Below are 23,411 nucleotides of genomic sequence, written 5' to 3' on the forward strand. Positions count from 1 at the left end.
GCTCGAAGGGGCGTCGGGCCGCGTGAGGTCGCCGGGAGGAGGACGACCGTCGTGAACGTCCCGGTCGGATCGGGCGCCTCGGCCCGGGGAAGCCGGGGAACCGGCGGATCGAGCAGGGCTTCCCGGAGCGGTGGCGTGAGAGGAAACACTCGGACCGACGGAATGGCGAGAAGCATCCCCGCTGCCAGGAAGGGGCGAAACACCCTTGTTATCGCGAAAAGGCGGAGTGTCCCCATTGTCGGGAGAGAAGAGGCCGGTCGCGTCGGCGAGATGGGCTGGAACCACCGCAACGGACTCGGGGATCAGGAGCCCGGGGTCGGCCGGATGGACGAGACGGTCGGGATGAACCGGACGTGGTGGGGATGAGGAGATGCCCGGAACGTCGAACGCCGTCAGCAGCCGCAGCCGTGACTCGGCTCGGAATCGCTCGGTGGCCTGATCTGTGGTCCGCACGCCCAGGACGTTATGACGATGTCACAGCGCTCCCGCCCGCCGAATCCGGCTCTGGGGATAACTCGGCGGCACCGCGATCAGGCTGTGGACAACGTCTCCGTTTTCCGTGACCGAGGAGGTTTCCCGGGCCCCACCCGCCCTTGGGCGAGCGGGGCCCGATCCCGGACCCTCGGCGGTTGGACGCGGTGACGCCGCGGTTCCGCCCGTGAGGAGCCCGTCCTGCGGGTTCGCGGCCTCGGGCCCGCCCGAAGGTCCGGGCTCCGTACGGGCTCTAGTAGAAGGTCGGGTACCCGGCGCAGCTGCGGCTGTTCAGGCGCTTCACCGATGAGATCTTGTCGTTGAACTTCCACTGCGGCGCTCCAAGGACGTTCACCGTCTCCCAGCCGCGAATGCAGTAGCGACGGTCCTGGAAGTTCCTGTCGTCGTAGACGACCCACGCGGACCAGTCGTTGTTCTCGAGCGCGCTCGCCCGGTCGGAGAAGCCGATGCTCTCGTTCGTGTACGTGTAGACGCGGCGCTCTCCCTCGAACCACGAGTCGTCATAGAGGTAAAGTCCTGCCATTTCGCCCGGCTCCAGATCCGCGTGAGCGGCGGGTCCGATGGCGGTCGTGCCGGCGATGACGGCTGCCGCTGCCAAGCATGTGACCGTCCGGGTCCGTCTCGACATGTTTCCTCCCAAAGGATCGTTGCCTCGGTGTCTGGAAGAAGCTTGCCGAGCGCCCTTTGGAGGCGACTTGTGCCGGTCTTGGTGTCCACTGCTCGGTGAGCGATGCCCGTTCCCGTCGCGCGTCGGGCTTCGTGGCACAGGAGCCAGCCGGCTCTTCTGAGCCGGGGGGAGTCGCCCCGCGCTTCCCGTGGGGTCCCGGAGGCGGACCGGTCTCCGTCGCGAGGGACCGCCTCCATCGCGAGGGGCCGTCCTGTGCGTTCCGCCGGGGCGGGATCGTGCCTCGGGGCCTCAGTCCCCCGGCAGGCCCGCGAGGGTCCATCCGGGATCCCTGAAGTGGGGGGTGAGAGACCCGGCGGCCGGTTCCTGCCCGCAGGCGCGGCAGACGATGACGGGATCGAGGTCGGCTCCGCAGGAGTGTTCCCACACGATGGGCGGCCGGTCCGCCAGGTAGCGGTCTCCCCATTTCATCAGCGCCAGCAGTACCGGCCGCAGATCCTGTCCGGCGTCGGTGAGGTGGTACTCGAAGCGCGGCGGTCGCTCGCTGTACGGCACCTTCTCCAGGACCCCCGCCTCGACGAGATGGCGCAGCCGCGCGGCCAGGATGTCTCGCGGGGCCCCGATGTTACGGACCATGGCGTCGAAACGCCGGACGCCGAAGAAGACCTCTCGGAGCACCAGCAACGAGTGTTTCTCACCGACCACGCCGAGGGCGTCGGCGACCGAGCATTGACGTCGCGTCGTCATGTGTCCACCGTAGGACAGTCCGTTTGCCTGTCCAACGCGCCGGGACGAAGTGGCCGGAGGGATTACTGGACGGGGGTGCCGCCTCGCCAGACACGGCGGGGCTTGAGGCCGAACGCCCAGGCGAAGGCCCCTTCGTGGTCGGCGTCCCACTGGACGATGTCGGCCAGGCGGCCGGGGGCGAGGACGCCCCGGTCGGGAACGCCGAGGACGGTGGCGCCACCGAGCGTCGCGGCGCGGAGCGCGTCGCCGACGCTCATGCCGAAGGCGGCCACCGCGAGGCTGACGACCAGGGACATCGAGGTGATCCCGCAGTGACCGGGATTGTGGTCGCTGCCGAGTGCCACGGTGACCCCCTGGGCGAGCATGCGCCGGACCTGGGGCAGGCTGCCGCTCTGGAGCGCGGTTCCCGGGCAGACCACGGCGGGGACGCCGTAGCGGGCCAGGATGGCGATGTCCTCGTCGGAGGTGTGGTGGAGCAGGTCGGCGGAGGCGCAGCCGAGTTCGGCGGCGAGTTGCACGGCACCGCGACGGCTGTTGGCTCCGGCGTGCACACGCGGCAGCAGGCCGACGTTGCGCCCCGAGGCCAGAACCCAGCGGGCCTCGTCGGTGGTGAAGTGACCGTCGTCGCAGTAGACGTCGACGCTGTCGGCTCCCGCCGCGGCCGCGTCGGCGCACCACGCTCCGACGGCCTCGACGTAGTCGCGCTGGCGGCCGAAGTATTCGGGCGGTACGACGTGCGCGGCGAGGAAGGTGACGTGCACGCGCGGCATCATCGGCTCTTTCTCGAGCTCGCGCAGCAGCCGCACGTCGGCCAGCTCGCCGTCGCGCGTGAGGTGGTAGCCGGTCTTCGCCTCGACCGTCGTGGTACCGCTGAGCAGCCACTCGCGCAGACGCTCACGGACGCCGTTGCACAGCGTCCACGGATCGGTGCCGCGGGTCACCGTGACGGTCGAGCCGATGCCGCCACCGGCGGCGGTGATCGCCGACTGGGTCGATCCGCCGGAGCGCATGGCCATCTCGGCGTAGCGGTTGCCCGCGTAGACCGGATGGGTGTGGGCGTCGATCAGGCCGGGCGTGACCAGCGCGCCACCGAGGTTCTCGACGTGGTCGACGTCGACGATGTCGTCGACCACTCCCGGCACGCTCTGCGGCAGGTCCGCCGCTCGCCCGACCCAGGCGATCCGGTCGTTGTGCACCAGGATCGCGGCGTTGCTGCATACGTCGTTACCGGTCCAGAGTCGGCCGGTCAGGAGGCGGACCGTCACCGCATCACCGCCTTGCACGCAGGGAAAGATGTCGGGAGGGAGACCGGTTCCGGGCACGGCGAACCACCCTGACCGACGCGGGCTGCCACGCCCACCGGGTTCGCTGCGAGTCCGGACGACATTGGGGGATCTCCTGCTCTCATCCGCATATCGTTGTGCGGCGACAGTATCGCCGAGATCATGATCAGGCGATTTCAGTTCAGTTACGTTATTTCACAAGTGAGCTCGCTGTACAGGCTAATTGGGAAGAACGCCGCTTCGCCGTAACCACATCTGACCCACCGGCTCCACAGCCTCGTGCGACCTGGGCACGTTTGCACAGCTCAAGCCACTTCTTGCTCACCTGCAACAACGGTCGCCAGAACAACTTGTAACCCAACTTCTCGTTGGATTTGCCTTATGGTAGCAATCCAAGCCCCGGCCGACCACTGTCGCTTTTGGGGCTTTTGTACGGTTTTCCCGAACCCTCAGTGCATCCCACGGATCCCCGTCACCGCAAGCCCTTCGATTGAAACGCGACACGTGATCACCATAGGCTGATAAACGAATGGGGCAGATCACGGACCGCACGTCCGAAGACGGTGATTTCCCCCACCTTCCAGGACGGGCGAAAGGCCCTTTGGGTGAGCGCGCGTATTCACAACCCCTTCGCAATAGGGGTTTCCCCCTGCCGGGTGACACCCGTCACGCACTCTCGAAACAGGCTCCAAGCAGGACATACCCTGTAGCCTTTCGTGCGGGCCAACCTCAGCCGCACGTATGGGAGTCACCTTGTCCGTCTCCGCAGACGCCGGTCGGCGTCGTATCGAAGAGCTCCTCCAGGAGAACGAGGATCGCGTCTTCAAACGTTGGCTGGAGATAGCCGGATCCCCCTCGAGCGGCACCGTCGACCGCGCCAGCCTGACCGGTCAGCTCCGGGAGATCTACCAGGCGCTCCGGCGGTCGCTCGGAGGAGACGAGGACTCCAGCGACCTGCGCGGGCTGCTCGCCGAACTCTCCCGCAACCGCGCCCGTCAGGGATTCACGCCCTCCGAGACCGCCATCGTGGTGTTCGGGCTGAAGGAGGCGCTCTACGAGAGCGTCGAAACCGACGGCTCCCCGGAGTCCCTGCGAGGTTTCATCTGGTTCTCTCAGGTCATCGATGATCTGGGACTGCTGACCATCGAGAACTACGCGGCCGCGAGGGAGAAAGTGATCATCGACCAGGCGGAGCAGCTCCTGGAGCTGTCCACCCCGGTGGTCAAGCTCTGGGAGGGCATCGTCGCGGTGCCGCTGGTCGGCACGCTCGACTCGGCCAGGACCCAGGTGGTGATGGAGAAGCTGCTGCAGACGCTGGTGGACACCGGTTCCGAGCACGCGGTCATCGACATCACCGGCGTGCCGGCGGTGGACACCCAGGTCGCCCAGCACCTGCTCAAGACCGTGGTCGCGGCGCGGCTGATGGGCGCGGAGTGTGTGATCTCCGGCATCCGCCCGCAGATCGCCCACACCATCGTCACCCTCGGCATCGAGTTCGGCGACATCGTGACCAAGGCGTCCCTCGCCGACGCCCTCGCGCACGCGCTGCGGAAGAGCGGCGTCGAGTTCGTCAGCAGGAAGACCCATGTCGCCGTGAGGACCGAGGAGGGCTGATGGACCGTGTCCCCATCCTCAAGCTCGGAGACATCCTTATCGTCTCCATCCAGATCGACCTCCAGGACCAGAGCGTCCTCGCGCTCCAGGAGGACCTGGCGGACCGGGTGGTCGCGACGGGCGCGCGAGGTGTGATCATCGACATCACCGCGGTCGAGATCGTCGACTCGTTCATCGGCCGCATGCTGGCCACCATCGCGGCGATCTCCCGGATGCTCGACGCCGAGACGGTGGTCGTCGGCATGCGGCCCGCCGTGGCGATCACCCTCGTGGAGCTCGGTCTCTCCCTCGGCGGCGTGCGTACCGCGCTCAACCTCGAAAAGGGCGTGGCGCTGCTGAACCACCTCGAGGGTTCGCAGATCACCGTGGCCGGCCGGTGACCACCCCGGCCGAGGTACCCATCAGCGGCAACAGCGACGTCGTCCTGGTCCGCCAGCACGTCAGGACCGTCGCCGTTGACGTGGGCCTCTCCCTCGTCGACCAGACCAAGGTCGTGACCGCGGCCAGCGAGCTGGCCCGCAACGCGCTGGTCTACGCGGGCGGCGGGCAGGTCCGCATAGAGATCGTGCACAACGGCGTGCGCAAGGGGCTGCGCCTGACCTTCAGCGACGACGGTCCCGGCATCCCCGACATCGAGCAGGCGCTCACCGACGGATGGACCACCGGCGGCGGCCTCGGTCTCGGGCTCAGCGGCTCCCGGCGGCTGGTCGACGAGTTCGACCTGAAGTCGGCCCCGGGAGAGGGAACACTGATCACGGTGACGAAATGGGCGAGGTGATCGGCTCCCAGAACGACACGTGGGTGAGGGCCGAGGACGCGAGCGCGATCGGCTCGCTGCGCCGTACCGCCGTCGTGCTCGCCGAGAGCCGGGGGTTCGACGAGGAGGACACGGGGCGGGTGGCGGTCGCGGTGAGCGAGGCCGCCTCCAACCTCGTCAAGCACGCGACCGAGGGGAGCATGCTGATCCGCCCCCATCCGGAGCTGGCGTCGGCGATCGAGGTCATCGCCGTCGACCGGGGGCCGGGCATGCGCGACGTCTCGCGCGCGCTGCGCGACGGCTACTCCACGGCGGGGACCCTCGGCATCGGCCTGGGCGGCATCGCGCGGATGGCCAGCGGATACGAGGTTCACTCCATGCCCGGCCGGGGCACGGTGCTCGGCATGTACTTCACCGCGCGTGACGCCCCCCGGCCTCGGTGCCGGGTGAGCGGCGTGACGCGCCCGATCGGCGAGGAACGTGTCTGCGGCGACGCGTTCGCGGCGGTCGACGCCGGCACCACGGTGACCTTCGTGCTCTGCGACGGGCTCGGGCACGGCAGCGCGGCGGCCCACGCCTCGCAGGAGGCGGTACGGCTGTTCCTGGAGCACGCCGATCTCCCGCCGGTCCGCCTCCTGGAGCGGATTCACACGGGGCTCGGCCAGACCAGGGGCGGTGCGGTCGCCGTGACACGGGTCGACCGGACGGCGGGCACGGTGAGCTTCGCGGGCCTCGGCAACGTCTCGGCGTGGATCACCGACCAGACCGGCAGGCAGGGGATGATCTCGGTGCCCGGCATAGCGGGCCACCAGGCCAGGACCCTGCGCCAGTACGAGTACGCCGTGCCGCCGCACAGCGTGATCGTGCTCCACTCCGACGGGCTGTCCGAGCGCTGGGACGTCAACGCCTATCCCGGCCTCCTCACCCGTACCCCCTCCGTCATCGCCACCACGCTGCTGCGGGAGGCGGGCACCCGCAGGGACGACGCCTGCGTCCTCGTCGTGAGGCCGGACGCATGAAACACGAGAACGGCCACACCGATCGCGGAACCGGGCATATGAGAGCCGAGTCCGGGAACACGCACCGCGAGGCCGGGAACGTGAACGGCGACGAGTTGATCCGGATGCACGTCCGGGACGAGCGGGATGTGTTCGCCATGCGCAAGCTAGGCCGCGAGGTGGCCGAGGCGGTCGGCCTGGAGGCCCAGGACCAGATCCGCATGGCCACCGCGCTGAGCGAGATCGGACGTGAGGTGCTCGGCGCGAGTACGGAGGCGTCGGCCGTCTTCCTGCTGGGACACGACCGTCTGCTCGTCACCCTCGACCTCCCGGCGAAGGCCGGTTTCCAGTCGGCTCTCCGATCGGCTGACGGCGTGACGCTCGCGGGGCGTCTCGTCGACACGATCGAGCTGGATCCCACCAGGGGGACGATAAGCATGCTCAAACGGCTCCCTGCGGGCCGCCCGAGACCCTCGGTGGCGGAAATACGTGCCAAGCTGGCGGAACTGACCCCGGCGACCGCCCTCGACGAACTGCGCCAGCAGAACCGCGAGCTCGCCGCGACCCTGGAGGAGGTCATGCAGCTCAACGCCGAGCTGCAGGAGACCAACCAGGGCGTGCTCGCCCTGTACAACCAGCTGTCGGAGGAACTGGAGGAGACCAACCGCGGCGTCGTGGCCCTGTACGCGGAGCTGGATGAGAAGTCCGCGCAGCTCAGGGAGGCCAGTGCCGCCAAGGATCGCTTCTGGGCCACGGTCAGTCACGAGCTGCGCACCCCGCTCAACTCGATCATCGGCCTGGTCCGTCTCCTGGTCGGCCCGGGCGGGGAACCGCTGGCCGACGAGCAGCTCCACCAGATCCAGCTCATCGGCTCCTCCGCGGAGACGCTCCTCAACCTGGTGAGCGAGCTGCTCGACATGGCCAAGGCCCAGGCGGGCCGGCTGGACCCGCAGCCGGCCCCGGTGGATCTGGTCGCCCTGGCCGAACGGCTGCGCATGACGCTGCACCCCACCACCGGGAGCCGGGTCTCCCTCACGGTACGGATCGCGGACGACGTGGTGGAAATGCTCGCGGACGAGGTGATGCTCACCCGCGTGCTGCGCAACCTGCTGGCCAACGCGTTGAAGTTCACCGAGGAGGGCGAGGTCGGTCTCGACGTGAGCCTCGACGCCGCCACCCACGAGGTCGTCTTCCGGGTGTCGGACACCGGGATCGGCGTTCCCGAGGAGCATCAGGAACGCGTCTTCGAGGAGTTCTACCAGGTTCCGGGGCCGTTGCAGGTGCGGGCCAAGGGCACGGGGCTCGGCCTGCCGTACGCCCGCAGGCTGGTCGAGGCGATGGGCGGCACGATCAGGCTGACCGGCGCGCCCGGCGAGGGGACCACGGCCACCGTCAGGCTGCCGAACCGGAACGGCAGGATGCCGGTGATCGACCGGGTGCTCGTCGCCGACGACGACGGGGAGTTCCGTGCGACCGTGCAGCGGATGCTCTCCGGAGTCGCCGTCCACATCGACGAGGCGTCGGACGGCCTGGCCGCGCTGGAGGCGATGGCGCAGAACCCGCCGGATCTCGCGCTCGTCGACCTGCTGATGCCCCGGCTCGACGGAGCCGCCCTGCTGCAGCGGATGGCCGCCGACGAACGGCTGCGCGAGGTACCCGTGATCGTGGTCACCGTCGCGGGCTCCCACCAGTACCCCCAGGAGGCGCGCACGGTCGTCCCCAAGCAGGGGTTGCGAAGGGACGGCCTGCTGCGGGCGATACGGGCCGCCCTGGGGCAGGACGGCCCGGAGGACGGTGGGCGATGAGCGAGAGACCGGCGACCGTGCTGGTCGTGGACGACACTCCGACCAAGCTCTACATCCTGTCCAGCTGGCTGCGGCGCGCGGGGCATCAGGTGACACAGGCGACCGGTGGCCTCGAGGCGCTCGCCAAGGTCAGGGATCTGCGGCCGGACCTGGTCGTCCTCGACGTGCGGCTGCCCGACATCAGCGGCTACGAGGTCTGCGAGCAGATCAAGGCCGATCCGGCGACCGCCTCGATTCCGGTCGTCCAGATCTCCGGAGCCGCGATCACTCCCGCCGACCGGGCCCACGGGCTGGAACGCGGGGCCGACGCCTACCTGGCGGAGCCCGTCGAGCCGGACGAGTTCGCCGCGACGGTCGAGGCCACGCTGCGCTACTACCGCGCGCGGCAGCGGGCGGAGCGGATGGCCGAACGGCTGGCCGCCCTCACCGAGGTCACCCTTGCGATGAACTCCGCCGGCACCTTCGACGAGCTCCTCATCACGGCCGTCGAGGGCACCTCCCGGGTCCTCGGCAGGCACGCGGGCTCGCTGGCGCTCCCGCCGGACGGCCGGACGCGCCGATACACCGCCATGCCTCCGGAGAACGTCGCCAGTCCCAAGACCGCCGCGCCGGACACGCTGCGCACGCTGAGCGCGATGTCGCTGGGCAACGCGGCCGGGACCAAGATCTTCATGGTTCCCGCCGGCGACTGGCTGAAACTGCTGCCCGACACGATCGCCAGCGGCGACGTCTGGGCCGTGCTCTGCCGTACCAAGGTCGGCAGGCCGCCCGTCTATCTCGGGGTCGAGGCGGTGCCACCGCTCGACGCGGACGAGTCCAACGTCCTTCGCCAGCTCGGCCAGGCCCTGGCGCTGGCCCTGGACGCGCTGCGCGCCTACGCCGAGGAGCACGCGATCGCCCTCACCCTGCAGCGCAGCCTGCTGCCCGCGCGGATCCCGGACACCCCGGGACTGGAGATCAGCTGGCGGTACCAGCCTTCGGTCGACAACATCGAGGTCGGCGGCGACTTCTACGAGGTGCTGCGGGTGGGTGAGCGGGTGCTCGTCGCCATCGGGGACGTCCAGGGCCACTCCCTGCTGGCCGCGACGGTCATGGCGGAGCTCCGCCACGCGCTGCGCGCCTCCCTCATCGGCACGGTGAATCTGGGCGCGTCCATGGCCCTGCTCAACGACGTGCTGCGGCGCTACCACCCCGGCATGACCGCCACCGTGTGCCTGACGCTCATCGACCCGGCCACCGGGGAGATGGAGGTCGCCAACGCGGGTCACATCCCGCTGCTGCTCATCGGCGACGGCGAGGCCCGCTACGACCGCCTGGGCAATCTGCTGCTGGGGGTGGCCGAGGAGACCTACCGGGTGGACCGGCTGACCGTCCCCGAGGAGGGGGCCGTGCTGATGTTCACCGACGGGCTCATCGAGGACCGCGACAAGCTGCTCGACGAGAGCCTGGAGATCGTACGGCACCTGGCGAACACGGTCGAGGAGGATCTGGAGCTCTTCTCCGACCGGTTGATCAAGCAGTTCGGCGCCCGCGAGGACGACGTGGCGCTCGTGGTCTTCCGCCGCAGGACGGCCCGCTGACCCTCGGTCCGGCCGTCTCGTTCGCCGGTGCCCGGTCTCCGCGAACGCCGGCCGCCTCCGGAGACGACGCCACCTCCTGCGGAAACGGCGGTACCCCGCCCTCGCCGTGCCCGTCCGCCGCGCCTGGGGCGCGGTGGACGGGGGCGTGAACGGGGTGCCGCCGGCGAACTCCGAGGGGTCAGACGGTCTCGACCGGCTTGGCGGTCCTCTCCAGCTCGGCGAAGAGGCCGGGCAGAACCCTGGCGTGCAGGATCGTGCCGTCTCCGGTGTGCTCGAGGCCGAGGACCTCGCCCTCCTTGTGGGCCCTGGAGATCAGGTCACCGCGCTGGTACGGCACCAGCAGCCTGACCTCCTGGTCGAAGCGGGGCAGCTCCCGCTCGATCAGCGCCATCAACTCGCGGATCCCGGCGCCGGTGCGGGCCGAGACCACGACGGTGTGCTTCTCCCTGGCGATCAGCTGGGCCAGCACCACCGGGTCGGCGACGTCGGCCTTGTTGATGACGACGATCTCCGGGATGTCCCGGGCGCCCTCGATGTCGCCGATCACCTCTCGCACGGCGGCGAGCTGGGACTCCGGGTCGGGGTGCGAACCGTCGACCACGTGCAGGATCAGGTCGGCGTCGCCGACCTCCTCCAGCGTGGAGCGGAACGCCTCGACGAGCTGGTGCGGCAGGTGCCGGACGAAGCCGACGGTGTCGGCCAGTGTGAACAGCCTGCCCTCCGGCGTGTGCGCCCTGCGGACGGTCGGGTCCAGCGTGGCGAACAGGGCGTCCTCGACCAGCACGCCCGCGCCGGTGAGCCGGTTCAGCAGCGAGGACTTGCCCGCGTTGGTGTATCCGGCGATGGCCACCGCGGGCACCTCGCGCTGCAGGCGCCGCGCCCGCTTGGTCTCCCGCGCGGTCGTCATCTCCGCGATCTGGCGGCGCAGCTTGGCCATCCGCTCACGGATCCGCCTGCGGTCCAGCTCGATCTTGGTCTCACCGGGGCCTCGGCCGCCGATGCCGACGCCGCCCGCGGCGCGACCGCCGACCTGACGGGACAGGTTGCCACCCCAGCCTCGCAGGCGCGGCAGCAGGTAGTTGAGCTGGGCGAGCTCGACCTGCGCCTTGCCCTCGCGGCTCTTGGCGTGCTGGGCGAAGATGTCGAGGATCAGCATGGTCCGGTCGATGACCTTGACCTTGACGACCTCCTCGAGCTGGCGCAGCTGACCGGGGCTCAGCTCACCGTCGCACACCACGGTGTCGGCGCCGGTGGCGGAGACGATGTCGGCGAGCTCCTGCGCCTTGCCCGAACCGATGTAGGTCGCCGTGTCGGGCTTCTGACGGCGCTGGATCACCCCTTCGAGGACTTCCGATCCCGCGGTCTCGGCCAGCAGCTTCAGTTCGAGGAGCGAGTTCTCCGCGTCGATCACCGTACCCGAGGTCCAGACGCCGACCAGGACGACCCGCTCAAGCCGCAGCTGGCGGTATTCGACCTCGGTGACGTCCTCGAGCTCCGTTGAGAGCCCCACGACCCGGCGCAGCGCCTGGCGCTCGGCCAGCTCCATCTCACCGATCTCGGGCAGGTCGTCGAAACGGTCGATCTCCAGCGGCTCACGAGTGTCTATGTCGTTGCTCCATTCAGGTGCGTGGTTCATGTGCGTCATCTCTTACGAGAACGCCTGAACACCCCAGGTCTCTTCCCCATGATGGTGCCACGTGAACGTCGGAGCTTCACCCGGTTATCGGCCCGTTCGTCGGAGACGGCGGCCTGGCCGCGCCGGATGACCGCGGGCTTCGCCGTACGTCGTCAGGCGGGCAGGACGTTGGCGTTGCCCGCACCGGTCCGCATCAGGATGCTGTTGGAGGAGGCCGGGTCGTTGGGGACCTTGACGGTCCTGTCGCCCGAACCGGTCTCGGCCGTCACGTTGTAACTCGCCTTGGGCAGCCGCAGGGTGGCGTCGCCCGAACCGGTCTCGATCTCGACGTGCTCGGGCACGACGGCGAACCTCAGCTCGACGTCGCCGGATCCGGTGGTCGCGACCAGCCGCTTGGCCCCCAGGGAACTCGCCTCGATGTCGCCGGAGGTGGCGGTGGCGTTCACCTCACCGGTCAGCGTGCGCAGCGTGATGTTGCCCGCGCTGGACTCCAGCGTGGCCTTCAGCCCCCTGGGGATCTCGACCTTGTAGTCGACCGCGCAGTTCGAGCTGGAGCACTCGTGACGCAGCGTGAGCGTGTCGCCGTCGACGGGGTGCTCGGTCTTGGGCTTGTCGTCGCTGTTGCCGCTCCAGTGGAGCGTCTCGGTCACCCGGATGCCCGACCGGTCGGACTCGTTGATCACGATGTCCCCGGACTCCGTGTAGGCCTCCAGCGCCTTCACCCCTTCTTTGACGTTGTAGGAGGTGACGGTCTGTTTCTGGTTTCCCAGACCCACGTCGACCCGGCAACCGGACAGCACGAGGACAGAGCCCAGGAGCGCCCCCGCGACGATCACGTTCTTCTTCATGAGCCCAATCCTCGATTTCCAGGAAGCCCTCTCGCTTCCCTCCCGCGAACGGTCCTCCGGCTCCCGCTGCGGCGGAGCCATCTCAACTGTCGCCGAGCGTGGCGTCCCCATCCATCGGGGAAGCCCCCGACCAGACCCCTTAGGGGACCCCTGTTTTTGACCGGCAAGTGACCTTGAAGTAGCGTAAATTCCATAATTCAGAAGAAGTTTTCCATGATGTGGAAAGGAAGCTCATGGACGGCCTTGAGATCAGCGGCCCCTCACTGGATCGGTTCGACGAGATCCTCACGCCGGAGGCGCTGGCCTTCACGGCCACGCTCCAGCGTGAGTTCGGTCCCCGGCGTCTCGAACTGCTCCAGGCACGCCAGGACCGCCAGGCGGAGCTGTCGGCGGGCGGCACCCTCGACTTCCTGCCCGAGACCGCGCACATCCGCGAGTCCGAGTGGCGGGTCGCCCCGCCCGCGCCCGGTCTGGAGGACCGCCGCGTGGAGATCACCGGTCCCGTCGACCGGAAGATGACGATCAACGCGCTGAACTCGGGGGCCAAGGTCTGGCTGGCGGACTTCGAGGACGCCAACGCTCCCACCTGGGAGAACACCGTCAACGGCCAGCTCAACCTGCGCGACGCGCTGGATCGGACGATCGACTTCTCCGCCGGGGACAAGAGCTACGCGCTCAAGCCCGACGAGGAGCTCGCCACCGTCGTGGTCCGGCCGCGCGGCTGGCACCTGGACGAGAAGCACCTCACCCTCGACGGCGTCCCGTTCTCCGGCTCGATCGTCGACTTCGGCCTCTACTTCTTCCACTCGGCGCGGCGGCAGCTCGCCAAGGGCAAGGGACCCTACTTCTACCTGCCGAAGCTGGAGTCGCACCTGGAGGCCCGCCTCTGGAACGACGTCTTCGTCAGGGCCCAGGAACTGCTCGGCATCCCGCAGGGCACGATCCGCGCGACCGTGCTGATCGAGACCTACCCGGCGGCGTTCGAGATGGAGGAGATCCTCTACGAGCTGCGCGAGCACTCGGCGGGCCTCAACGCGGGCCGCTGGGACTACCTGTTCAGCGTGATCAAGAAGTTCCGTACCCGGGGCAGGGAGTTCCTGCTTCCCGAGCGCAACGTGGTGACCATGACCGCGCCCTTCATGCGGGCCTACACCGAGCTCCTGGTCCGCACCTGCCACAAGCGGGGAGCCCACGCCATCGGCGGCATGGCCGCGTTCATCCCCTCCCGCCGCGACCCCGAGGTCAACAAGGTCGCCCTGGAGAAGGTCACCGCCGACAAGACCCGCGAGTCGGGAGACGGGTTCGACGGCTCGTGGGTGGCCCATCCCGACCTGGTCCCGGTCTGCCGCGAGGTCTTCGACGGCGTCCTCGGCGACCGGCCGAACCAGCTCGACCGCCTGCGCGAGGACGTCTCCGTCTCCGCGGCCGACCTGCTGTCGGTCTCCAAGACCCCGGGCTCCATCACCGAGGCGGGCCTGCGCAACAACGTGGACGTGGCCCTGCGCTACCTCGCGGCCTGGATGGGCGGGCTGGGCGCGGTGGCGATCCACAACCTGATGGAGGACGCCGCGACCGCGGAGATCTCCCGCTCCCAGATCTGGCAGTGGATCCACAACGACATCGAGCTGTCCGACACCGGCGCCGTGGTCACCAAGGAGCTCGTCGAGCGGATCATCGACGAGGAGCTCGCCAAGATCAAGGCCGAGCCGGGCTTCGACGAGGACCGCTACGCCCAGGCCACCGCCCTGTTCAAGGAGGTCGCCCTCGACGACGACTTCGCGGAGTTCCTCACGTTGCCCGCCTACGCCCGCATGCCCTGACCGGCGTGCCGTGAAACGGCGCCCGTCCGGGGACCTTCGGGCCCCCGGACGGGCGGGCTCCCGGACGAGGCGGCGGCGACGGCCGGAGGAACCGGACATCGGCCGGAGAGAACGGGCGTCGGCCCGTAGGAACCGGGCATTGGGAAAAGGCACCGGGAAGGCTCACAGGAGGAGGAGCGATGCCGGAGAACACGCTCGACGAACCGGTCCGGCGGTTCCGGGAGTTCCTCGGCCCCGGATCGGTGATCACCGATCCGGTACGGCTGCGCACCTACGAGTGCGACGGACTGACCCACCACCGCGCCACCCCCGGGGTCGTCGTGCTGCCGGAGACCGCCGAGCAGGTCGCGGCCGTGGTGCGGGTCTGCGCCGAGCACGGCGTGCCGTTCGTGGCCAGGGGCGCGGGAACGGGACTGTCCGGCGGAGCGCTGCCGAGGACCGACGGGGTGCTGATCGTCACCTCGAGGATGCGGCGGATCCTCTCGGTCGACCTGGCGAACCGGCGGGCCGTGGTCGAGCCGGGGGTCACCAACCTGGCCATCACCGAGGCGGTCCGCGACCAGGGCTACTACTACGCGCCCGACCCCTCCAGCCAGCAGGTCTGCTCCATCGGCGGCAACGTCGCGGAGAACTCCGGCGGCGCGCACTGCCTGAAGTACGGTTTCACGGTCAATCACGTGCTCGCGCTGGAGATCGTCACCCCGGACGGCGACATCGTGGAGCTGTCGGACACCGATCCCGGCTACGACCTGCTGGGCGCCTTCGTCGGCTCGGAGGGCACGCTCGGCATCGCCACCAAGGTCACCGTACGGCTGACGCGGACCCCGCAGTCCGTGACGACCCTGCTCGCGGCCTTCGACGGCACCGAGCGGGGCGGCCAGGCGGTTTCGGCCGTCATCGGGAGCGGCATCCTGCCCGCGGCGATCGAGATGATGGACGCCCTGGCGATCGAGGCGGCCGAGGCCGCGGTGGCCTGCGCCTATCCAGAGGGCGCCGGGGCGGTGCTCATCGTGGAGCTCGACGGCCCGGAGGCGGAGGTCGCGCACCAGTTCGGCGAGGTGTCGCGGATCTGCCGGGAGAGCGGCGCGTTCGAGCTGCGGACCGCCGCGGACCCGGCGGAGCGAGCGGCGATCTGGAAGGGCCGCAAGTCGGCCTTCGCCGCGGTCGGCCGGATCAGCCCCGCCTACATCGTGCAGGACGGGGTCGTGCCCAGGACCGCGCTGCCCGAGGTGCTGGCGGGCATCGACCGGCTGTCGCGGGAGCACGGCATCCGGGTGGCCAACGTCTTCCACGCCGGGGACGGCAACCTGCACCCGCTGGTGCTGTTCGACGACGGGGAGCCGGGCGCGGGCGAGCGGGCCGAGCTGGTCTCCGGCAGGATTCTCGACCTCTGCATCGAGCACGGCGGCTCCATCACCGGCGAACACGGCATCGGCGTCGACAAGTCGCGGTATATGACCAAAATGTTCTCCAAAGACGACCTCGACACCATGCAACTCGTGCGTTGCGCCTTCGACCCGCGCGGCCTGGCGAACCCGGGCAAGGTCTTCCCCACCCCGCGCCTGTGCGGAGAGGTCCCGGGGGTCCGCAAGGGCGTGCACCCGCTGGTCGAGTCGGGACAGGCGGAGCAGTTCTGATGGACGCCCTGCGCGAGACGGGAGTGACGATCCGGCGGGCCGGGCCCGGCGACACCGTGGCCGGGGTGGCGCCCCGGTGGGTCGCGCTGCCCGAGAGCACCGGGGAGGTCGCCGCGCTGATGCGGGTCTCGGCCGAGCACGACCTCGCCGTGGTGCCCGCCGGAGGCGGTACGAAGCTGGGCTGGGGGAACCCGCCCGAGCGGTGCGACCTGCTGGTCGACACCCGCCGCCTCACCCTCGACGGCGGGAGCACCGTCGAGCACTCGCGGGGCGACCTAGTGGCCCGGGTCGGCGCCGGACTCCCCATCGGCTCCCTGGCCTCGTTCCACGGCTCCGCGTTCCGCGGCTCCTCGCTCCACGGCCGGCAGGAGCTCGCCCTGGACAGCCCGCTCCCCGCGGGCACCGTCGGCGGCACGCTCGCCACCGCGATCGCCGGCCCCCGCAGGTTCAGGTACGGCACCGCCCGCGACCTGCTGATCGGCGTCACCGTCGTGCTGGCGGACGGCACGATCGCCAGATCGGGCGGCCAGGTCGTCAAGAACGTCGCGGGCTACGACCTGGGCAAACTCCTCTGCGGCTCCTACGGCACGCTCGGGATCATCACCGAGGCGGTCTTCCGCCTGCACCCGATCCCGCCCGAGCGCCGCTGGATCGTCGTCGAGCCGTCCGCGTCGTCCGCCCTGGAGACACTCGTCGCCGAACTGGCGGCCTCCCAGGCCGAGCCGAGCGCCGTCGAGGTGGACCGGGCGCGGGGCGGCCCGACCGTGGCCGTACTCGTGGAGGGGACGGCCGCCGGGGAGCGGGCGCGGGCCGTACTGGACCTGGCCCGCGCGCACGGAGCCGCGCGGATCTCCGGCGACGCCCCCGGCTGGTGGAACACCCTGCCCGGCGAGGACGTGCTGCTGGAGTTGCGGGTCCCGCCCTCGGGCGTGGGCGGCGCGCTGCGGGCGGTCGCGAACGGCGGGGCGCCCGCGCGGGTACGCGGATCGGCGGCGTCGGGAGTTCTCTGGGCCGCCCTGCCCCCGGACACCGGCCAGGCGGCGTTCGCGGGCTTCGTGTCGTCCGTGCGGGACGAGCTGGGCCGCATCGGCGGCGGGCTGACCGTGCTCGCCGCGCCGTACGAGACGGCGCGCGGGGTGGACCGCTGGGGCCCGGTGGGCGCGCTGCCGCTGATGCGGCGGGTCAAGGAACGGTTCGACCCGGACCGGAGGATGTCCCCCGGCCGGTTCGTTGGAGGAATCTGAGATGGATCCCGAGCTGATCGGCGACTGCGTGCACTGCGGGTTCTGCCTGCCTACCTGTCCGACCTACGTGCTGTGGGGCGAGGAGATGGACTCCCCGCGCGGCCGGATACACCTGATGAAACAGCACGTCGAGGGCACGCCGCTGACGCCGGAGATGGCCGGGCACTTCGACGCCTGCCTGGGGTGCATGGCGTGTGTGACGGCCTGCCCCTCCGGGGTGAGGTACGACAGGCTCATCGAGCAGACACGGGCCGAGGTCGAGCGGACGCACGTCAGGCGGCCGGACGAGCGGGCGCTGCGGGCCCTGATCTTCCAGCTGTTCCCCTACCCCCGCCGGCTCCGGGCGATGCGGCTGCCGCTGCGGCTCAGCGCCGGGCTGCGCCGCCGGATCGCGCCGAGACTGGAGCGGGTCAACCCGTCCCTGGCCGCGATGGCCGACCTCGCTCCGCCGGTCCCCGCCCGGGTGCGCCTGCCGCGCAGGGTGACGGCGCGGGGCAGGCGCAGGGCCACGGTCGGGATGCTCACCGGGTGCGTACAGGGTGAGTTCTTCCCTCAGGTCAACACCGCCACGGCCCGGGTGCTGGCGATGGAGGGCTGCGACGTGGTGATCCCGCCGTCGCAGGGCTGCTGCGGGGCGCTGTCGCTGCACTCGGGGCGGGGGGAACAGGCCGGACGGTTCGCCAGGCGGACGGTCGCCGTCTTCGAACGGGCGGGCGTGGACACGATCGTGGTAAACGCCGCGGGCTGCGGATCGACCATGAAGGAGTACGCCGATCTTCTCGACGGCGAATGGGCGCGGCGGGCGCGGGCCATCAGGACCGTCGATCTGTCGGAGTATCTCGCCGAGCTCGGGCCGGTGGCCGAACGGCATCCGCTGCCGCTCACGGTGGCCTACCATGACGCCTGCCATCTGGCCCACGCCCAGGGGATCAGGTCGGAGCCCCGCCGGCTGCTGGCCGGCATCCCCGGCCTCGAACTGAGGGAGATCGCCGAATCGTCCATCTGCTGTGGTTCGGCGGGCACCTACAATCTTCTCCAGCCCGAGGCCGCCCGCGACCTCGGAGAGCGCAAGGCGGAGCGGGTGCTGGCCACCGGCGCCGATCTGCTGGTGTCGGCCAACCCCGGCTGCGCCATGCAGATCACCTCGGCCATCCGCCGCCGGGGGGCGGAGCCGATTCCCGTGGCGCACATCGCCCAGGTGCTGGACGCCTCACTGCGCGGCCTGGCGAGGGTGCCGTGAGACGGGCGGCGCGGGCACGGGTGGCGGGGACGGTACGGCAACGGGCGAAACGGGTGGTGGAAACATGGGCGGCACCGATGGCGTGAGCACGGGTGGCGTGAGCACGGAGGAACCGGGCGGCAACGGCACGGGCGGCGCCGGCGCGGGCGGTACGGTGCAGTCGGTCGACCGGGCGCTGGACGTGCTGGAGGCGCTGGCCGAGCGGGGCGGCGAGGCCGGGCTGTCGGAGATCGCGGCCGGGACCGGCCTGCCGTACGGGACCATCCACCGGCTGCTGCGCACGCTGCTGGCCCGGGGGTACGTGCGTCAGGAGTCCGACCGTCGTTACGCGCTGGGCGGCGCGCTGGTACGGCTGGGCGGGGTGGCCGAGCGCATGGTGGCCACGTGGGCGCAGCCGTACCTGGCGAGGATGGTCGAACTGTCCGGCGAGACGGCCAACCTGGCGGTGCTGGAGGGCGACTTCGTCGTCTACGTCGCCCAGGTGCCGTCACCCCGGCGGCTGCGGATGTTCGCCGAGGTCGGCAGGAGGGTGCTACCGCACAGCACGGCGGTGGGCAAGATCCTCATGGCCGACCGGACGGACGACGAGGTGGCGTCGCTGGTCGAGCGGACCGGCATGCCCGGCCGGACCGCCAACACGATCAACGACCTGCCCGGCATGCTGGCCGAGCTGAAACGGGTGCGGGAGCAGGGGTACGCCATGGACCTGGGCGAGGAGGAGATCGGGGTGCACTGCATGGCCGTGGGGGTGCGTGACGGCAGGCGGACGATCGCCGCGATGTCGATCTCCGGTCCAGCCGAGCGGATCGAGGCGCTCGACCGGGAGGAACTCGCGGACGGCATGCGGAGGATCGCCCGCGACTTCGGCTCCGAACTGGGCCTGTGACCCGCTCGCTCCCCGCCCTCCCCCGCCGGGAACGCGCACACGACACCACACCCCGCCCCCTTGCTCCGCTCCCCCTCCGGCCTCGACGGCGGACGAGCGCCCCATGACCAGGTCCTACTGGCGGCTCGGCGGGGTGATGTTGAGGTTGCTGCCCTGCGGGACCGGCACCACCGAGACCTGGCCCTGCTGGATGGCCTGCCAGAGCACGGCGCCCTGCGGGCCCAGAACCCTGACGAGGTCCTTGATGGACTCCAGTTCCGTGCGGACCTTGGCGTTGCGCTGGGCCTGGGCGACGTTCTCGGCCTTGGCCGCCTGCTCCGCGGCGAGGGCGTTCACCAGCGCCTCGGGCGGCTCGGGCTTCTGGATGGTCAGGGCGATGTCCCCGCACTCGCCGCTGCCGGTGTAGTTCTGGTTGCAGAAGTAGTCGGCCCCGCCCGTCTCCTCGATGAACTGCCGGGCCAGCTCACCGACCCTGGCCTCCCACGCCTGCTTGACCTTGGGATCGTTGAACAGGCCCCGCCACTCGAACTCCTGCGACGCGGCGTCCATCGCCCGGTCCAGCGGCACCCGCATGTAGATGTTGAGCATCCGCCTCCACCCCTCGGACTGGCCGTCCTCGTAGTAGGCGCGGAACTTCAGCCCGATCTTCTCGTGGAAGCGCTGCAGCGTCTTGCAGTCGGTGTTCAGCGTGAACGTCGCCACCCCGGACACGGTCATCTCCACGTTGTCCTTGGAGACGACGGACAGCGGCTTGGACTCGGCGTCCTTCGCCTCGGAGAAGTCGAAGGTCCGCTGGCCGAACGGGTAGGAGTAGGAGGTGTCGCCGGGGCCGAGCAACGTGGCCCCGCTCGAGGGGTTGATGCACTTCTCGAACTTGATGGCCTCGAAGAGACCGCCCGCGTAGTGCAGGACCACCTCGTCCGGCTGGGTGCTCACCCGCGAGCATCCACCGAGGACCAGGCCGAGCACCACCAGCACGGGCACCGCCAGCAGATACACCCGCAGCAGTCTCCGCCTGACCTCTGGCCTCTTCGCGTTCATCGCTTCATCCTTTACGCCCGCTTTACGCCGCTTCGTCGAAGGCGGATCCTATTACCGCCGCGTCACGGTTGGGGTGGGATGAGCACGGCGGCGAACCGGGCCACCGTGGAACCGGACGGCCGCGAGTGGCCGCCGCCGGGAACGCCGGCCGCCGGTCGCGGCCGGCCCGGGGGCGCCGGCGTGGACGGCCGTCAGCAGGACTTGAGGGCGTTCTGCATCGCGTCCTTCTCCGCGGAGGTGACCCACAGGTCGTACTTGACCTTCACCTCGATCTGACGCGAGACGTAGGGGCACCAGTACGCGCGGCGCGGCGGCAACCAGGTCGCCGCGTCACCGGCGCCTTTCTGGCTGTTCAACGGGCCGTCGACGGCCAGCAGGTTCAGCGGGTCGTTGGCGAGTTCCTTGCGCTTGCCCGCCGACCACTGCTGCGCCCCCTTCTGCCAGGCGTCGGCCAGGGCGACCACGTGGTCGATCTGTACCGCGGAGCTGGTCTTCGTGCCGCGCTCGAACTTGATGGTCTTGCCGCTGTAGGGGTCGTCGAGGGTGCCGGTCAGCACGATGCAGTCGTGGGTGCCCGATTTGAAGGTCTCGTCCTTCATGTCGCGCTTGAGGATGTCGTTGCGCGTGTCACAGCCGTTGTGGTCGACATCGGACCACGCGGGGCCGAACTCGTCACGATCGAACCCCGTCATCGGAGCACGGCCCTTGACCTGCAGTTTCTGCAGTCCCTTGAGCGCCTCCGCCGTGGACGGATTCTTGCCCGCCGGTGAGCCGGCACCCGGCTGGTTCGCGAGACCACACCCCGCCAGCGTCAGCGTGATCGCCGCGGCGACCGCGGCCCGTCCCAGTGCCGACCGCACCATGCCACCCCTTACAACATCACCAAACTATGAAGTGGCAAATTACCCCACATATCAGCTCCAATCATAAAAGCCGCGCCCGCTCTTGCGGCCGAGCTCCCCGGCGGCCACCTTGCGGCGCAGCAGCTCCGGCGGCTCGAAACGCGGGCCGAGCCGCTCGCACAGGTACTCGGCGATGGCCAGCCGCACGTCCAGGCCCACCAGGTCGCTCAGCCTGATCGGGCCCATCGGGTAGCGGTAGCCGAGCACCATCGCCTGGTCGATGTCCTCCGGGGAGGCGACGCCCTCCTCGACCATCCGGATCGCCTCCAGACCGACCAGCACCCCCAGACGGCTGGTCGCGAAGCCCGGCGAGTCATTGATCACCACACCGGTTCTGCCGATTCGGGCCACCCACTCGCGGGCCAGGTCCAGGGCCTCCCGCGAGGTCTCGGGGCCGGTGACGATCTCCACCAGTTCCTGGACCGGGACCGGGTTGAAGAAGTGCAGCCCGACGAACCGCTCCGGCCGCCGGAGTCCGGCGGCCAGCTCCGCGATGGACAGCGAGCTGGTGTTGGTGGCGAGCACGGTCCCCGGTCCGACGACCGCCTCGGCCTCGGCGAGCACCCGGACCTTGAGCGCCGGATCCTCGGGCACCGCCTCCACGACCAGATCGGCGTCACCCGGCACCGGCCCGGTCGTCAGCCGCCCCAGCGCCTCCTCCGCCCCGGAGGCCCCCTTCGCCTCGGCGATCCGCAGGCCCTTGGCGATCCGCTCCCCTGCGGCGGCGGCCGCGGTCTCGTCGGCCTCCCCCACCGTGACGTGCGCCCCCGCCGCCAGGAACACCTGGGCGATCCCCGCCCCCATCCGGCCCCCGCCGATCACCGCGACCCTCAGCCCGTCTCCCACGCCGTCCCGTCTCCCTCACATCGCCTTTAACGGACATTCGGCACGGTATCGGAGGAGTTCCAGGAAGGATCGCCGGGCACCCGCTTATCGGGCGCCGAGGGCATGGACGGCTCAGACCCGCCCATAGGGGATATTCGGGGCCGCCCGCGGGGGACGGCCGCCCATTCCGCAGGGGACGGGCTCAGGCCCGCCCGTAGGAGTCTTCGAGCCGCTCGATGTCGTCCTCGTCGAAGTGGCCGAAGGCGATCTCCAGGATCCGGGTGGCCTTGCCCGCGGAGCTGAGGCGGTGGGTCTGCCCCGCCCGGATGAGCACGCGGTCGCCGACCGCGGGCTCGATGCGCTCACCGTCGATCTCGAACACCGCGCCCGGGTCGAGGGCGACCCAGAGCTCGTCGCGGTGCTCGTGCCGCTGCAGGCTGAGCCGCTGGCCGGGTGCCACCTCAATGATCTTCACCGTGGACGTCTCGTTGAGCGTGTAACGCTCGAAGCCGCCCCAGGGACGCTCGTCACGGATAACCGCGCCGAGCCGGTCTATCTCCTGCAAGATGCCTCCATCCGCTCACCTAAGTAACAGAAACTCTCGCACGCGTGCGTAACGGACGCGCATGTTCCACGAAACTGAATGCTTAACTCAGGTGAGACGATTACCTCACGTGATGAGAATCCCACCGTCCACCGGGATCACCGCCCCGGTCACGTAGGACCCGGCGTCGGAGGCGAGAAAGATCACCGCCGCGACGAGTTCGGCGGGATCGCCGGGACGCCCCATCAGCACCCGGCGTTCGAGCTGTCCGGCCAGGTATCCCGGGGCGTACTGCTCGGTCATCTCCGAGAGGAAGAAGCCCGGTTCGACGCAGTTGACCCTGATGCCACGCCGCCCCGTCCACTGCTGGGCCAGGTCACGGGTGAGCCCCGCGACGGCGGCCTTGGACGCGCTGTAGGCGGCCTGGGGCAGGCCCGCCGTGGTCTCCCCCAGCACGCTGCCGACGTTGACGATGGACGAGCCCGGCCTCATGACCCGGGCACAGGCCTGCGCCATCCAGTAGGTGCCGTACAGGTTGACGTCCACGACCCGGCGGAACTGCTCGGGGGTCTCCTTCAGCGCGGGCACCGCCGTACCGACGCCGGCGTTGTTGACCAGGACGTCCACCGCGCCGAACTCCGTGACCGCCGCGTCCACCAGGGCCCGGCAGTCCTCCGGACTGGTCACGTCGGTCGCCAGCGCCACGCACCGCCTGCCGGTCTCCTCGACCAGGACGCGTGTCTCCTCCAGGCGCTCCTCGCGGCGCGCGCCGACCACGACGTCCGCCCCGGCCTCGGCCAGGCCCCGCGCGAACGCGACGCCGAGCCCCGACGAGGCCCCGGTGACGATCGCGACCTTGCCGTCCAGCCGGAACCGCTCCAGCATCC

21 protein-coding genes are annotated in these 23,411 nt (G+C 70.2%); 11 read left to right on the forward strand and 10 right to left on the reverse strand.

What is annotated here, in order from left to right; translation table 11 throughout:
- Positions 1–724: 724 nt before the first annotated feature.
- The 3 genes from AB0N02_RS15240 to hutI all read right to left on the reverse strand — a co-directional run bounded on the left by AB0N02_RS15240 (position 725) and on the right by hutI (position 3,129).
- Positions 725–1,015 (reverse strand): hypothetical protein, encoded by a 291-nt coding sequence (locus AB0N02_RS15240; protein WP_363946142.1) that lies wholly within the window; start codon positions 1,013–1,015, stop codon positions 725–727.
- A 393-nt stretch (positions 1,016–1,408) separates the two neighbouring features.
- Complete coding sequence (locus AB0N02_RS15245; RefSeq protein ID WP_363946144.1) at positions 1,409–1,864, reverse strand: helix-turn-helix domain-containing protein; 456 nt, start codon at positions 1,862–1,864, stop codon at positions 1,409–1,411.
- Positions 1,865–1,926: 62 nt separating this feature from the next.
- On the reverse strand, positions 1,927–3,129 hold the full coding sequence (gene hutI / locus AB0N02_RS15250) for an imidazolonepropionase (protein ID WP_363946146.1): 1,203 nt from the start codon (positions 3,127–3,129) through the stop codon (positions 1,927–1,929).
- A 759-nt stretch (positions 3,130–3,888) separates the two neighbouring features.
- On the opposite strand from hutI, the gene AB0N02_RS15255 reads away from it, so the two are divergent.
- From AB0N02_RS15255 to AB0N02_RS15280, 6 genes are read left to right on the forward strand one after another with little or no spacing between them, the layout of a single operon-like run.
- On the forward strand, positions 3,889–4,761 hold the full coding sequence (locus AB0N02_RS15255) for an STAS domain-containing protein (protein ID WP_363946148.1): 873 nt from the start codon (positions 3,889–3,891) through the stop codon (positions 4,759–4,761).
- Positions 4,761–5,141, forward strand: coding sequence for an STAS domain-containing protein (locus AB0N02_RS15260; RefSeq protein ID WP_363946150.1), 381 nt, complete (start codon positions 4,761–4,763; stop codon positions 5,139–5,141). The genes AB0N02_RS15255 and AB0N02_RS15260 overlap by 1 nt, the downstream gene beginning before the upstream one ends.
- Complete coding sequence (locus AB0N02_RS15265) at positions 5,138–5,539, forward strand: anti-sigma regulatory factor (protein WP_363946152.1); 402 nt, start codon at positions 5,138–5,140, stop codon at positions 5,537–5,539. The genes AB0N02_RS15260 and AB0N02_RS15265 overlap by 4 nt, the downstream gene beginning before the upstream one ends.
- The gene (locus AB0N02_RS15270) at positions 5,527–6,537 is read left to right on the forward strand and encodes a SpoIIE family protein phosphatase (RefSeq protein ID WP_363946154.1); all 1,011 of its coding nucleotides are present in this window, start codon (positions 5,527–5,529) and stop codon (positions 6,535–6,537) included. The genes AB0N02_RS15265 and AB0N02_RS15270 overlap by 13 nt, the downstream gene beginning before the upstream one ends.
- 38 nt (positions 6,538–6,575) lie before the next feature.
- The gene (locus AB0N02_RS15275; protein ID WP_363946156.1) at positions 6,576–8,321 is read left to right on the forward strand and encodes an ATP-binding protein; all 1,746 of its coding nucleotides are present in this window, start codon (positions 6,576–6,578) and stop codon (positions 8,319–8,321) included.
- Positions 8,318–9,901 (forward strand): fused response regulator/phosphatase, encoded by a 1,584-nt coding sequence (locus AB0N02_RS15280; RefSeq protein WP_363946158.1) that lies wholly within the window; start codon positions 8,318–8,320, stop codon positions 9,899–9,901. Before AB0N02_RS15275 ends, AB0N02_RS15280 begins: the two co-directional genes overlap by 4 nt.
- A 178-nt stretch (positions 9,902–10,079) precedes the next feature.
- On the opposite strand, the gene hflX is transcribed toward AB0N02_RS15280, so the two are convergent.
- Positions 10,080–11,447 carry a GTPase HflX gene (gene hflX, locus AB0N02_RS15285; protein WP_363946385.1) on the reverse strand — a complete coding sequence of 456 codons (1,368 nt, stop codon included), beginning with the start codon at positions 11,445–11,447 and terminating at the stop codon, positions 10,080–10,082.
- A gap of 242 nt (positions 11,448–11,689) precedes the next feature.
- Positions 11,690–12,385: a DUF4097 family beta strand repeat-containing protein gene (locus AB0N02_RS15290; RefSeq protein WP_363946160.1), complete on the reverse strand. Its 696-nt coding sequence runs from the start codon at positions 12,383–12,385 to the stop codon at positions 11,690–11,692.
- A 233-nt stretch (positions 12,386–12,618) separates the two neighbouring features.
- On the opposite strand from AB0N02_RS15290, the gene aceB reads away from it, so the two are divergent.
- The 5 genes from aceB (at position 12,619) to AB0N02_RS15315 (ending at position 19,212) form a co-directional block, all read left to right on the forward strand.
- Positions 12,619–14,205, forward strand: a complete 1,587-nt coding sequence (gene aceB / locus AB0N02_RS15295; RefSeq protein WP_363946162.1) for a malate synthase A — start codon at positions 12,619–12,621, stop codon at positions 14,203–14,205.
- A gap of 179 nt (positions 14,206–14,384) precedes the next feature.
- Entirely contained in the window at positions 14,385–15,842 is a 1,458-nt protein-coding gene (locus tag AB0N02_RS15300; protein ID WP_363946164.1) for an FAD-linked oxidase C-terminal domain-containing protein, read from the forward strand.
- Positions 15,842–17,086, forward strand: a complete 1,245-nt coding sequence (locus AB0N02_RS15305) for an FAD-binding oxidoreductase (protein ID WP_363946166.1) — start codon at positions 15,842–15,844, stop codon at positions 17,084–17,086. Before AB0N02_RS15300 ends, AB0N02_RS15305 begins: the two co-directional genes overlap by 1 nt.
- Position 17,087: 1 nt before the next feature.
- Complete coding sequence (locus AB0N02_RS15310; protein WP_363946168.1) at positions 17,088–18,326, forward strand: heterodisulfide reductase-related iron-sulfur binding cluster; 1,239 nt, start codon at positions 17,088–17,090, stop codon at positions 18,324–18,326.
- Between the two features lie 64 nt (positions 18,327–18,390).
- Positions 18,391–19,212 (forward strand): IclR family transcriptional regulator, encoded by an 822-nt coding sequence (locus AB0N02_RS15315; RefSeq protein WP_363946170.1) that lies wholly within the window; start codon positions 18,391–18,393, stop codon positions 19,210–19,212.
- A gap of 114 nt (positions 19,213–19,326) precedes the next feature.
- On the opposite strand, the gene AB0N02_RS15320 is transcribed toward AB0N02_RS15315, so the two are convergent.
- The 5 genes from AB0N02_RS15320 to AB0N02_RS15340 form a co-directional block, all read right to left on the reverse strand.
- Positions 19,327–20,253 (reverse strand): SPFH domain-containing protein, encoded by a 927-nt coding sequence (locus tag AB0N02_RS15320; RefSeq protein WP_363946172.1) that lies wholly within the window; start codon positions 20,251–20,253, stop codon positions 19,327–19,329.
- Between the two features lie 191 nt (positions 20,254–20,444).
- A complete protein-coding gene (locus AB0N02_RS15325) occupies positions 20,445–21,116 on the reverse strand; it encodes an HNH endonuclease family protein (protein ID WP_363946174.1) in 672 nt (223 codons plus the stop codon).
- Positions 21,117–21,167: 51 nt separating this feature from the next.
- A complete protein-coding gene (locus AB0N02_RS15330) occupies positions 21,168–22,001 on the reverse strand; it encodes a 3-hydroxyacyl-CoA dehydrogenase family protein (RefSeq protein ID WP_363946176.1) in 834 nt (277 codons plus the stop codon).
- A 181-nt stretch (positions 22,002–22,182) separates the two neighbouring features.
- Complete coding sequence (locus tag AB0N02_RS15335) at positions 22,183–22,545, reverse strand: phosphomannose isomerase type II C-terminal cupin domain (protein ID WP_363946178.1); 363 nt, start codon at positions 22,543–22,545, stop codon at positions 22,183–22,185.
- Between the two features lie 105 nt (positions 22,546–22,650).
- Complete coding sequence (locus AB0N02_RS15340) at positions 22,651–23,409, reverse strand: SDR family oxidoreductase (RefSeq protein ID WP_363946180.1); 759 nt, start codon at positions 23,407–23,409, stop codon at positions 22,651–22,653.
- Between the last annotated feature and the right edge of the window lie 2 nt (positions 23,410–23,411).

Origin of the sequence: Streptosporangium sp. NPDC051022, from assembly GCF_040683035.1 — a bacterium.
Taxonomy (GTDB): Bacteria; Actinomycetota; Actinomycetes; order Streptosporangiales; family Streptosporangiaceae; genus Streptosporangium.